Here is a 14,789-nt window from a genome sequence, read left to right on the forward strand (position 1 = left end):
TTATCCACTTCCCATCCATTCATCTTCACACTAAAACGTAAATCACTCGGACTCGAACAGCGTGATATCTTTGCCAGACCCCGCTTCCATTCGTTTCAGTAAGGTATCTATCTCTTCATCCGTCATACTGTTCACCCGCTCCAGTAACTCTGCAGAATCGTCTATCCCCAGTGAATCCAAATCCGTTCGCCCCTCCGTTGTTTGTTGTTCCTCCACTAGAAGAACCAAATGTGCGATGCATGGATATTCAAAAAAACGTGGTACCTCAATGTCAAAGCCCATAGTTCGCTTAATTTCCGCTGTCATTTGTACAATTAGAAGAGAATGTCCGCCCAAATCAAAAAAATCATCATGTGTTCCGATTTGTTCAATACCGAGAATCTTCTTCCAAATTTCCACTAGACCTGCTTCCAAAGGAGTCTCCGGTGGCTTAAAAGGCGTTGCTAGTTGAGGGCGTGGATACATTTGTTCTGCTGATTCCACAATCGGAGCTATTTCCTCCACAGCGCCGTGTAAAGGAACCTGACCTATGCCGAGTCCACATAATGCTGCGTTCGAAAACACAGTCAAACGAGGTTCGATCCAATAGCGTTGACGCTCAAACGGATACGTTGGCAATTCTACCCGGTTACGCACCCGGGACTCGTGTAACGCTCCCCATCCGATGCTTACACCTCCGCTCCACAGTTCTGCCACGCTTCTCAGCCACTGCCCCCGTTCTCCGCCCCCGGTTTTGTACATTGGTAATGTACGCATGCCTCTGTGCTCCGCTTCCCAGCAGCCTGACTGCCGCATCAATGTCGTTAATGTCTGCCCCGGACCTAATTCTATGACTACCGCATTCGGATACCTCTTTAGCACCTGCTCCGCATTGTCTGCAAACCTCACCGCTCGGCGCGTATGCGACACCCAATAGGCCGGATTGCTTGCCTGCTCCTTGGTAATCCACTCCCCCGTTTCGTTAGATACGTAAGGTAGCTGCGGTGCATGGAGCTTTACACGCTTCAAAGCCTCTTCCAGTTCTCCCAGCACCGCTTCCATCCGCGAGGAATGAAATGCGCTGCCCGTTCGCAGTTGGCGGCATTCTACACCTGCTTCCTGCATGCGAACCATCAATTCTTCTACCTCTTCCGTCTGTCCCGTCACCACGCTCATTTGCGGTCCATTGATGGCTGCGATCTCCAGCGTTCCTCCTAATTGTTCGGCCAACTCGGACGCGACCATGCCAACTGCCGCCATCGCTCCCGCTTCACATCGCTGCATCAGTCGCCCACGGACGCTCACCAGCTCCAGCCCTTCCTCCAAGCTGAACACTCCTGCTATACAGGCGGCCGTATATTCTCCCAGACTGTGCCCGATCAGCGCAATGGGTTTCACCCCCACACTCATCCACAACTGGGCCAGGGCATATTCGGTCACAAACAGCGCTGGTTGGGTCAGCCATGTCTCCTCTAATTGCTTCTCTTCAAAGCCATCTCTTCCCAGCAACGCATCCCGGATATCCATACCCAGTTGCGGCTTTAACAGCTCGGCACAGCGATCCACCGTTTCCCGGTATTTCGCCTCCTGCAGGTACAGTTCCGCGCCCATGCCTACATATTGGCTTCCCTGTCCGGGAAAAGCGAAAATAACCGGACGCTCTCCCGCAGCTACTGCACCGGTGCGAACTAGGCTTACGTCGTCGCCTCGCAAGGCGCGCAACGCCTGCTCCGTACTGCCGCACACGGCGCTCCAGCGATGATCGAATGCCTTGCGCCCCTGTTGCAGAGTGAAAGCCACATCGGAAAGCTTTTGCGACGGATGAGCCTCTAAGTGCGCTGCCAATCGCTCGCACATGGTTTGTAACGCCGACGGCGTTCGAGCCGACAACACGAGCACCTCTTCCGCTGATGGAGCGTCCGACGTCCGTTGTGCAGGAGCTTGTTCCACAATGACATGCGCATTCGTGCCTCCAATGCCAAAGGAACTGACCCCTGCCCGGCGAGGATGAAGTGATTGGTCATGGGTCCATGGCTGTGTCTTATCTACGACATAAAACGGGCTGTTGGCCCAATCCACTGCCGGGTTGCCCTTCGTATAATGCAGACTCGCCGGTAGCATCTCGTGACGCAGCGATAACGCCACCTTGATCAGGCTGGCCACCCCTGCGGCAGCATCCAAATGACCGACGTTGGTTTTCACCGAGCCAATCCCGCACCAGGGACCATTCGCCGAAGCTCCAAACACCTTCGTTAGCGCCGCCAGCTCAATGGGGTCACCAAGTGGAGTGCCGGTCCCATGAGCCTCCACATATGAAATGGTCTCGGGTTTGACACCTGCCGAATCCAGTGCCATCTGGATAACTTCCGCCTGTCCCCCAATACTTGGAGCCGTGTAGCCTACCTTTCGTCCGCCATCATTGTTAATGGCAGATCCTTTAATGACGGCATGAATGGTATCGCCATCTTGTAATGCCTTGTTCAGCAGTTTAAGGACCACGACACCTACACCGCTTCCAGCGACCGTTCCCTTTGCCTGAGCGTCAAAAGCCCGACAATGGCCGTCTGGCGAGAAAATCCCCCCCTCTTGGTAGACATATCCCTGTTCGTGAGGAACAGTAATGGTCGCTCCACCCGCAATGGCCATGTCACAATCGCCTCGCGACAATGCTTGGCAGGCAAGATGAACGGCTACCAAAGAAGTCGAGCACCCAGTCTGCACCGAAAGACTGGGCCCCTTCAAATTTAATTTGTAGGCAGTACGAGTTGACAGATGGTCTTTATCATTCCCCATAAGCGCTTGATAAGAAAGTAGCGGATCTGCCAGATTAAAGTGAGAGAACAGCGCGAAAAGTAAGTAGGTGCTAATGCCTGACCCCGCATAAACACCTATAGGAATTTCACCTCTTGAGGGATCGTATCCGGCTTTCTCCACCGCCTCCCAAGCACAGTCAAGGAACAAACGCTGCTGAGGGTCAAGCATCTCCGCTTCCCTTGGACTATAGCCGAAGAAGCTTGCATCAAACCATTCAATTCCATCAATCGTTCCTCGAGCAGATACATATTCAGACGATGCATATATATCTTTGGAAAGGCCGATTTTTTCCAGCATATCTGGCGTGAAATGCCGGATGGATTCGACCGCGTTAGTCAAATTTGCCCAGAACAGTTCTATATCGGATGCTCCAGGGAATCTTCCCGACATGCCAACAATGGCCACCGATTCATCTTTGGGGTCGGCATCTACCATGTCTCTTGCTGCAAGTTCCGTTCGATTCGGAGTGTTCTCCACATTCTCTTCTGAGAAGTGAGTTAACCGCTGAGTCAATAAACGAACCGTTGGATACTCGAACAACTCCAACAATTCAATATTGCTGGAAAGTTCGGCATTTAATCTGGCGTGGACCTGTGCAAGCAATAAAGAATGCCCTCCGATATCGAAGAAATTTTCATCAAGACCCACACTGCTGATATTTAGCAGGTCTTTCCATATGGAGGCAACCGCGCATTCAACTGCAGTTTGAGGAAACTGCTGTGTGCCTGAATCTTGTTCACGAGCTTCTTCAGGTGCAGGAAGCCGTTTGCGATCAACCTTCCCATGCGGTGTTAATGGTAGTTGTTCCATAAACACAATTTGTGATGGGAGCATATAATTTGGCAACCTTTGCTTACCGTAGCTGCGAATTTCATTGGCACTCATCGGAAGTGTTGGAGTCACCCAATCTTTCACCTTAGTCTCTTTGAGTTCGCGAGTCGCATAAATATAATAGACGCTTTGCGAAACATCCAGAGACCAATCTTTCTCCGAGATCACTTCGAAGCCATGGTGCCTTAACAGCTCGGTGACGATATGAAGACGGCCCTCTACATCGTGGAGTTCCAATACAACTTGTTCGATTTTGGGCCAATCTTCATTGTCTATCCCTTGGAGCACGGCTAATTCAGCTTTTTCTACATTAATTTTCAATAAATCAATGCGTTCGACCTGATATTCGCGCATTATATCAGAGAGCCTGCGGACAGGAACAGACAGTTGTACGCTTTTCAAACGGTCGTTCAGAATAGTCTCCAGCGCTTGATCCATGTCCATCGATGGGGTACCGTTACGGCGAATGTAGGAACGCACCAGTTCTTTTTCTTCATGTAAATCTGTGTGTAAACCTGACAAAAAAGAAAATTTGGGGTAAAAAGCAAACTCTCCCATTCCTTCCTCCGCGGCGAGCGCGCAGTCTATGATCGTGGCCTCGACTTCATACAAACGAGCGTTTAAAGTCGTTAATTCCCGTACATATGGATTGGGTTCAAATGCGAAAATACGCACGCCGGGAGCTTGCATATGGGCCTGCAGAGTAAACAAACCGATATTGGCACCTACGTCAAAAATAGTATGGTTTTCCTCAATCGATATACCATGCCGAAGATAAGCCAGATTTTCATAAATATCGTGATACAAAAAGTTGGTCTCATTTTTATTCAACTGCACGACAGCCAGACCATTGTCCAGTAGATATCGCCTGTGCCCTGAAACCATGGGAGCACGTTCGAGTGTCGGTACGACATAGGCAACTAAAGTATCCTGTCCCGCTTCATCTTTACGAACTACGACACATGTTTCCTCGATATCTGGATGACTAGTAAATACAGATTCAATTTCACCTGGCTCAATCCGAAATCCGTGGATTTTGGTTTGGTCGTCGATCCGGCCCAAAAAAGTGATTGAACCGTCATCACGCTGTTTTCCAATATCGCCGGTCCGATATAGTCGGGCTCCTTCCACATCAGAAAAGTGATCCGGCAAAAATTTTACTGCTGTCAAATCCGGTCTATCCAAGTAGCCTTCGGATACGCCGGAGCCACCGATCCAGATTTCACCGTTAACTCCTAGGGGAACCCGATTCTGATGTGCATCAAGCAGGTGAACTGTAACGTTAGATAATGGATAGCCTATGGAAGGAAAAACACTGTCTCGCACCCGGGCAACGGTAGCATCTACCGTACACTCTGTAGGTCCGTATAAGTTATAAAACTCCAGTCCCTTGGCTTCACGCATCTCCAACCATGTTGATTCCTCGATCGGCTCTCCACCGATCAATCCAAGCAATGGACGATTACCCTGATGCTCCAAAAGCCCGAATCTCATCAACATTCGGCACTGGGAGGGCGTACAGTCGAAAGCGTCAATTCCCTCATCTCGAAGGTAAGCCACGAAGGCGCTGCCGTTCAAACGAATATCTTCAGGGATGATATGCAATGTGCGGCCCCGAAAAAGCTGAATAATCTGTTTGACCGATGTGTCAAAGGATAAAGAACCGTTTACTGCAATCTGCTGTACTCCTGAATGATGTCGATAAATCCTTTCCTCTAAGGCCTCACTTAAATAGAATACTGATTTGTGCATTACAACGACCCCGCGAGGCTGACCTGTCGAGCCCGAGGTATAGATGACATAGACCGGATCTTCTGGCATTGCCAAACGATCCAGATTAAGATCGGATTCTTCAGCTAGCCCTTCTTCCCCGGCCTCCAAATATACACGAATCGCTGAATTGTCGTTAAGCTTGCTATCCAGAAACTTGTCAGTCAGGATCACTGCCAGTGAAGCATCTTGGATCATGTAACGAATTCGATCTTCAGGATAAGTGGGATCAATTGGAACATAAGCACCGCCCGCTTTTACAATCCCAAGCAAACTCACAATCGCTTCGATTGAACGATTAAGGCAAAAGCCTACCCGAGTCCCCCGTCCCACACCGAGTTTACGTAAACGATGGGCCAAACGATTGGAGCGTCTATTTAATTCGCGAAAGGTCAATTTCTCATTTTTGTAAACAAGTGCTGTCTGATCAGGATAGGCTTCCACAGCCGCTTCAAAACACTCATGCAATGTGCGTTCCTGCACCAAAGCAGTTTTGGTCGCATTCCATTTCTCCTGCATCCGGATTTCTTCAGACGTAAGTAAAGGCAGTTCGGATAGAAGAGCTTGGGGGTTTGCAACAATTCCATTTAAAAGCAATTCTAAATGCCTGATCATTCGACGAATAGTTAAAGGTTCAAACAAATCTGTTGCATACTCTAAAGCTCCTTCTAACCCGCGTTCAGTGGAAGTGAGTAACAGCACAATATCGAAGCGAGAAGTGCCTAAAGGGACCTGGATGGAAGCAGTTTGCAATCCGGGCAATTGAATCAAAGAAGACTTAACAGTCTCAAATAAGAAAAGCACTTGAAATAAAGGCGATTGACTTACGCTTCGATCTGGTTGAACTTCTTCTACCAACTTGTCGAAAGGATATTCCTGATGCTCGAATGCTTCGATAGCCACGTCCCGCACGCGTTCCAGTAATTCAAGAAAAGTAGGTTCTTCAGCTACATCAATCCGCATGATTAACGTATTCATAAAGGTCCCGATTACCTTTTCTAATCCGGTTATCCTGCGTGTAGATACGGGGGTGGCCAGCGAAATCTCATCCTGTGACGTATATCTGGTTAAAAGCACGCTGACAACTGTCAAGACGGTCATAAACATGGTTACACCCTGTTGACGGCTAAAATCAGCGAGCGCTTCGGCTAATGAAGAAGGAAATAAAAAGGTTTCCATGTCCCCTTTAAAACTCTGCCGGGCTGGACGAGGATAATCCGTAGGCAGTTCTAAAGGAGGCAAATGCTCCAACTTTTGATGCCAATACGCTTTTTGAGTTTGTAAAGCATCTGTCTCTATCCATCGACGTTGCCAATAAGCGAAATCAACATATTGGATTTCCAATTCGGGCAGGGGCGACGGCTCTCCTGTCAAAAAGGCTCCATACAAAATCGAGATCTCTTGGCCCAAAATCCCCATAGACCATCCATCAGTTACAAGGTGATGTAGATTCAATGCAAGAATATATGATTCATCCTCTACACGGATCAACTTTGAACGAATTAGCGGACCCGATGCAATGTTAAAAGGAATGCGTGCTTCCTGTACGACCAACTTCAGGGCTAGGTTCTTCCGATTTGTATTTACTTCCCCCCTAAGATCGACACGTTCTAATTTGAGAAACATCGAGTCTTGGATATGTTGCACTGGCTTTCCATTAGATGATGGAAATGTGGCCCGCAGCGTTTCATGCCTACGGATGATTTCGTTCAAACAACGTTCTAGAATGTCAGCGTCCAATGCCCCTTCAATCTGAGTAGTAATCGGTACATTGTATGAAATATGAGTAGGATCAAGCTGTTGCATAAACCACAATCTTTGTTGGGCAAATGACAGAGGCAGTTCGGCTTTTCTACTAATGGGGGCGAGTGGTAGGCTTAACAGCCCACTACCTCCCTCTTGTTCCTGCAAATAAGATAACAGCATTTTTTTGTGAGCTTGAAGATCGCAACGTAACTCCGGTGTCAGAACTCCTTTGGGCGCGCGAAACCGTAAATTTCCATCTTCAACCCACAGATCAATCCCCTTTTTACGAATCTGGTCTACTTTGGCGCGTATAAGGCTGGTAGTGGTATCATTCATTACAATATGCCTTCCTCCCAAACGTATTCTTCTCCGTCCCCTTCCAGATCGTTAGTCTGGCTTTCGGGTACTCCGCCGAGAAGTGAATGCACCAGCACATGATTGTCTTTCAATTTGAACAGACTTCGGATAGAATCAAATTCGATTACGCCGACTGGGCATAGACCCAGCTCACATGCTGACGCTTCAGACATAAGTAACTGTCCCATATAACCAGATTCAAGAGTGCACAGACGGGTAGCCTGCTCTCCGTACATCGGTCCGATGGCATCCAGATCAGCTATTAGGAAAATCGTGAAAGCTGCCTGCTCGAATACGGGCTGATATACGAACGGGACGTGAATATCTTTACTTAACCGTGCTTCAGGCGACAGGAACAAAAGCCTATTTTTGGACGGATCATAGTAATATATCCCCTCATCCAATCCTTCGACGTGTCTACCATGAACATATAAATACGTCTGAACCGCATAGAGTTCCCCGAAAGATGGGTATTGCCTGCTGCTTTTTCCACCCACCTCACTATGCCGCAGCGATTGGAGCATTCTTGCCAGACGGATAAAGGGTACAATCTCTTGCGCAAAATGGCGACATGGCTCCAATCCTTTGAATCCGGCAGATTTTTTCTTGTTGGTTAGGTCAATTGAAGGAGCGTACGGTTCCGATCGCAACCAGTGACGCTGTCGTTTAAAATGCTCGCGTTCTTCAGGGTCCAAAATGATTTCATAATCAACCATAGCGGTTTCTTCCTCAGCTTTGACCGCCTGGGCCTGCCGGGATTTCACCATTGTATTTTTATCCAGTCTGGAAGTATACGAGCGTATTATGTCCCCAACTGTCGGATGACGGTAGAATTCATCGAATTTAATTCGAATACCGAATGCTTTTTCCAAAGCATTCGCCATTCGCACAACATCCATCGAGGTAACGCCAAGCTTAAGAAGATCGGATTCCTCTGTTAAAATCTCAAACTGTAAGGTCTCCCTAATTAAGGCCAAAATTTGGTTCCGATTTGTTTCTTTCTTTGGTTGGCTTGCATCCGTTTTTGTGGTCAGTCCAATCTGATGTGGTGCGGGCAAGGCCTTGACATCCAGTTTTCCATTAGCGTTTATTGGCCACTGCTCCAGGATAAAGACTGTGGCTGGAACCATGTAATCCGGGAGTTTATCGCTTAGGTACATTCTCAAGTGCTGACCGTCGAGTTCATTGGTATAAGTAGTATGAAGCAGCACATATCCTGCAACTAAAGAATCACCCGATGGACCCGCCTTCACTGTTACAAGTGCCTCCTTAACGGCCTCATGCCGCCTCAGTGCTTCTTCAATCTCGCCAAGTTCGATCCGAAAGCCACGAATCTTGACTCGAGTATCCTCTCGTCCCAGGAACTCAATGTCACCGCTTGGCAAGTACCGTCCCAAGTCTCCGGTACGATACAATCTTTCTCCCGACTCTGGATGAGTAATGAAGCTGTGAAGAGTTTTGTCCGCATTTCGCCAGTATTCCCGGGCTAATCCGATTCCCCCAATATACAATTCCCCGGGAACCCAGACAGGACGATGCTCCAGTTTTTCATTCAGCACATAGAGATGCTGGTTAGCCATTGGTCGACCATATGGGATGCTTTTCCAAGCCAACTCAATATGTTCAATGGGATATAGAACCGACCAAATTGAGGCTTCCGTCGCACCCCCTAAGCTCACAATTTTCACATCGGGCCGAGCAATTTCACGAATCCTTTCTGGTAAGCGAATAGGAATCCGGTCGCCGCTTAGTAATATCAACCTCAGGCTGTCCGGCAAACGCCGAAATGACGCATTCGCATAATCAACCAAAAGACCCATTAAAGCAGGAACTGTGTTCCAAACAGTAACCTGACATTCATCCATTCGGTCAAGCCAATGTTTGGGGTCCTTCGCTCCCTCGGAATGTGGATAAACGACTGCACCGCCTGATTGAAGCATGCCTACTAGATCAAACACCGACAAGTCAAAGCTAAGCGAAGATAAAGCCAGTACCCGATCTCCAAACCCTATCTGATAGCGGGTACGCAAATCTTCTAGTGTATTCTTTGCACCTCTATGCGTAATAGCTACCCCTTTGGGTACCCCTGTTGATCCCGACGTATAAATAATGTAGGCCAAATCATCCTCTGAAGCCGAATGTTGCATAGGTTGAAGGATTTCATCCTCCTGAAAATTGTGATCGTCCACACAGTAACGTTCGACCCGGTTGGGCCAGTCAATACGTGAATTCACCCTTGATTGCGTTATGGCATAACGGATGTTTCCATCTGAAAACAGCAATTGAATCCGCTCGTCCGGTAAGCTCGGATCAATCGGAAGATACGAGGCACCGGCACGCAGGATTCCAAGCACAGCTACCGCTTGCTCCCATCCCTTCTCCATCACTATCGCCACAGGTTGATCCCGAGTTATACCCCGGCTTTCGATCCAGCAGGCTAAGTTGTTTGCAAGACACGCCAATTCAACGTAAGTTAATGTTAATTCAGGCGTTTGTATGGCCAAATTCCCCGGATGTTGGCGTGACAGTTCAAAAAATGGCTCATGAAGCAATCCTCCCGGTAGTGTTGTCTCCGTTGCATTGATTTCATGAATCCGCTCCAAATGGTTCATCGGCAATAAGTGTCTGACAGGCTCGTCCCAAGCCTGAGCCTCTTCCGTCAATCGGCTGAGCAAAGAACAGTAGGCCGTAAACATATCGTCGATCATTCCAGGAGGGAAAAGTTCCTCAGCCACATCCCAATGAAAACGCAACATGCCGGCATCTTCGTAAACCTGATGATCCAGAAAGACTTGCGGGGTTTGACTTATCCCATACACCACATCGCCCAAGCCCCGCATCACGGAGGCATCCAGACCATCGACCGCCGTTAAAGTGCTAGTGAAAACAACCGGCATAACTACGCCAGCCTTGTCCAGATTGGTGCGCGCATAATCACGCATCACTTTTACACCACTATAAAAACGATGATCTAAATCCTCCCAAAGCTTCTGCTGAATCATTTTTATCCGCGATCCAAATGAAGCTTCTTTAGAACAGTCCACCTCTAATAACGTTAGAGTCGTAAAATCGCCAATAATCCGGTTCACATCTGGATGTAAGGGAAGGCGGTTGAAAAGCGTTAAATTTATCGTAAACCTCGGATTCCTGCTCCAAGCGGCTAGCACTTCACTGAATGCCCCTAGTAAAATAATCGATGGAGTAACTCCGAAGCGTCCTCCATAGCCACAAAGCAAACGCCAATCTTCCGCATGAAGAAAAGAAGCGAGACGGCGAAACCTTGATGCTTTTAATGGACCCGCCGAGCGGACAATAGGTAGTTCAGGGGCTGGCGGCAGTTCCGGTATCCGTGCGGCCCAATAAGCTTCCGAACGAGTATACGCTTCACTTTCAAGTATCTGCTGCTCAGCAAGCACATAGTCGCGGAATGTTAACTCTAATGGTTTTAAAGGAACTTGCGGATTATGGATAAGCTGAGTAAGTTCTTGCAGCAAAACGTACCAACTTTGTGCGTCCCCGATTAATAGGTCTACACTAAAATGCAAACGAAGCTTGTCTATGGAAAAGCGGGTTACACTGACATCAAACATAGGATACTGATCAGCAGGTTTATTAAGATGTGAGAGTTTATTCCGAATTTCATTAAGTTTTTGCTCTGCCTCGATGGAGTTCAAATGTTGCAAATCTCTGTATTTTACTTCATAATGCGGAACTTCTTTAAGAATAATCTGCATTCCATCGTTACGGACGATAGCTCGCATCATCGGATGACGATTAATGAGTACGTTTAAAGCATGATTCAAACGTGAGACCGGGAATATATCGGTCTCAATCTCGATATAAAGATGTGCTCCTACATCGCCAAGCTCAAATTCAGAACGACGGCCGATCCAGTAAGCTTGCTGCACATCATTGAGCGGGAAAGGCTCATAGAGATCCTCTGGGGCTGGAACAGCAGGTTTCCAAGCATAATCTCCAGAACTTTGCGGCAACCCGGAACAAGCTCCTGCGGCTGCAGCTTTATCCAAGTAAGCCGATAGCTCAGCAATCGTCGGTGCAGCGATTAATTCACGCAGGGGGCACTCTATTTTTAAAATCTCTCGGATTTTGGAAACTAATTGAATGGCTAAAAGAGAGTGTCCTCCTAATTCAAAAAAACTGTCCTCTATTCCAATCTCACCAATACCGAGAAGTTCGCTCCATACTTGGACCAACGTTCTCTCTAACGGTGTCCGGGGAGATACTTTTGCCTTGTCTTTGTCCCACTGCGACGCATCGGGTGAAGGCAAGGAGTTACGATCAGCTTTGCCATTGCCCAAGAGGGGGATATGTTCCAGTTCAATGAACAATGAAGGAACCATATATGCAGGTAACGCTTGCCGTGTATATTCACGAAGGTCAGCGATCGATAGCGTTGCGCCCTCTGCTCTCACCCAATAGGCGATAAGTCTGGAGCTACCCGAGGCATCGGGCTGCGCAATCAGGACAACATCACATACGCCCGCATGTTGCCTCATCACTGCCTCGATTTCCCCCAGTTCAATCCGAAATCCACGGACCTTGACCTGATCATCATTACGGCCGAGAAACTCTAACGCACCGTCCGACCGAAAGCGTGCCAAATCGCCAGTACGATACAATCGAGCGCCGGGTCTGTCTGTATATAGATCAGGCAAAAATCGTTCCGCTGTCAGTTCTTCCTGGCCCCAATAGCCGCGAGCTACACCTACTCCGCCTATATAAAGTTCCCCTGCCACTCCGATCGGCACACGATGTCCTTGAGCATCCAATACATACATCTGCATATTCGCAATAGGTCGACCTATGGGCACTGTTAATTCATCCTGCTTGCATTCCCACCAAGTGGCTTCGACTGCGGCTTCTGTTGGGCCGTACAGATTAATCAAACGGACTCCTAGTCTTTTTATACACGCTTGCGCAATATCTGGGGCAAGTGCTTCGCCTGTACAATAGACCTGCTGGAGTGAGGAACAGCGACTCAAATCCCGCTCCTGCAGAAAAATTCGCAGCATAGAAGGGACGAAATGAGCCACGGTAATTCTGTGTTTTGAGATGAAATCAACCAAGTACGCACTATCCACATGCCCGTCCGGTCTGGCTATCATCAGCCGTGCGCCCGTTATCAGCGGCCAGAACATCTCCCAAATGGAGACGTCAAACGTGTATGTCGTTTTTTGAATGACTCGATCGCAGGTTTCAAGCTGAAAAGTTTCAAGCATCCAATGCATTCGGTTGCAAATCCCTCGGTGTTCGTTCATAACCCCTTTGGGCTTGCCCGTCGAGCCGGAGGTATATATGACATATGCTAGATGCTCCGGTTTTATATCGACGTTTACCGGCAATACACTTTCTTGAGAAATTTTGTTCTCCCATTCGGCATCAAGCATAACCGCATGAATTTCCAACTCAGGAAAAACTTCCTTTAAGTGCGTTTGTGTAAGAAGAACCTGCACGTTAGAATCTTCAATCATAAAGCGGATTCGTTCCAACGGATAATCCGGACCTATAGGTACGTAAGCCCCGCCGGCCTTGAGGATACCTAAAATGCCAATAACGAGCTCGAACGAACGATCCAAAAGCATACCTACCGTCTGTTCCGGTCCGATCCCTTTCTTTCTCAGATAGTGAGCCAGTTGGTTACTTTTCTGCTCCATTTCCAGATATGTGAGCTTTTCACCTTCAAATTCTAAGGCTACGGCATTCGGTGTACGACGAACCTGATTCTCAAACATTTCGTGGAGCAGCCAAGGGCCGTCATAACTGGACGACGTATTGTTCCATGCTTGAAAATCAAGCAATTCCTCTTTGTTAAGTATCGGTAGTTCGCCAATCGACAGTTCCGCATTGCTTGCAGCGGATTCAAGCAACGTTTGCCAATGAGATGAAATACGGGCTACGGTAGATTCATCGAACAGATCGGTATTATATTCGATTTCGAGCTCCAATCCCTCCTCGCATGGAGTAACTTGAAACGTAAGATCGAATTTAGAGGTTCCACAATCTACTGGAATTTGTTGTATCGTTAAGTTAGCCAGATCCAGAGGTGGCATCGGTGAATTCTGAAAAAAGAAAGCCACTTGAAATAAAGGGTTGTGACTCAAGTGTCTTTCAGGCTGCAATTCCTCTACCAATTTTTCAAAAGGGACATCTTGATGTTCAAGTGCTTCCAGAGCGATAGTACGAACCTGATCCAACAACTCAATGAAAGAAAGTTCAGAAGACAGATCAGCACGCATAACAAGTGTGTTCATAAAAACACCGATCAGATCCTCCATTTCCGGATATTTCCGGTTCGCAACAGGACAGCCGATGCGGATCGTGCTTTGGTTAGAATAACGGTACAGTAGAGCATGCAAACCAGCTAATAGGATCATAAATAAAGTGGCATTTCTTTTACGAGCAGTATCTTCCAGTTTTTGCTGCAGGTCAGATGGTAGCATTACTCGCAATTTGGCTCCCTTGTACCTTTGAATTGCCGGACGACGATGGTCTGCAGGAAGAAAAATAGGAGTATTATCATGTCCCAGCTTCTTTTTCCAGTAAGCTAGTTGCTCCCGCATGTCCCCTGCTTCATACTTGCTCCGTTGCCATTCGGCAAAGTCAGAATACTGGATTTTAAGATCGGCTAATGGCGATGCATTTCCTAATCTCAACGCATCGTAAAGAGCGGTCAGTTCCTTCAAGAACACTCCGAGCGACCATCCATCTGAAACCATATGATGCATAACAACCACAAATAAAGACTCTTGTGGGCTCATTTGCACGACCACTCCCCGAATCAAAGGAGCTTTTCCCAGATGGAACGTGCGACTGGCTTCGGCCAAGACGATTCTCTCTGCTTCTGTTGATTTGTCAGGCTCTGACAGTGTGCTACAATCGAAAAACGATAAACGAAAATCTTCTACTGGCATTACGCGCTGAACGACTCGCCCCTCTTCTTCAATAAAAGCGGTGCGTAGTACTTCATGACGGCGGACGATTTCGCTCAAACTGCGTTCCAGTACAGAGAAATCCAACGCCCCCGTTAGATGAAGAACCCCAGGAACGTTGTAATACGGATTGTCCGGATCAAGAAGCCACATGAACCACAATCGCTGCTGGGTTAAAGAAAGACCTGCTTCATGTTCCTTATGGTCACGACGTGGTATAGGGGTCATCCCCTTTTTCTTGCTTCCTATACGCTCCAGTACTTGGTTCAACTGCGTTTGCGTTAATGCTTTCATTTTTTGTGATGACTCGTTCACGTTACTCCCCCCTCGCTTCTTCTGTTT

Annotated in this window: 2 protein-coding genes; both read right to left on the bottom strand. The window is 47.8% G+C overall.

What is annotated here, in order from left to right; all coding sequences use genetic code 11:
• Positions 1-42: 42 nt before the first annotated feature.
• Entirely contained in the window at positions 43-7,476 is a 7,434-nt protein-coding gene (locus tag PPM_RS28940) for a hybrid non-ribosomal peptide synthetase/type I polyketide synthase (protein WP_014600093.1), read from the bottom strand.
• The gene (locus PPM_RS26660; protein ID WP_014600094.1) at positions 7,476-14,762 is read right to left on the bottom strand and encodes a non-ribosomal peptide synthetase; all 7,287 of its coding nucleotides are present in this window, start codon (positions 14,760-14,762) and stop codon (positions 7,476-7,478) included. The genes PPM_RS28940 and PPM_RS26660 overlap by 1 nt, the downstream gene beginning before the upstream one ends.
• Positions 14,763-14,789 lie beyond the last annotated feature (27 nt).

It is taken from the genome of Paenibacillus polymyxa M1 (assembly GCF_000237325.1).
Classification (GTDB): domain Bacteria; phylum Bacillota; class Bacilli; order Paenibacillales; family Paenibacillaceae; genus Paenibacillus; species Paenibacillus polymyxa_C.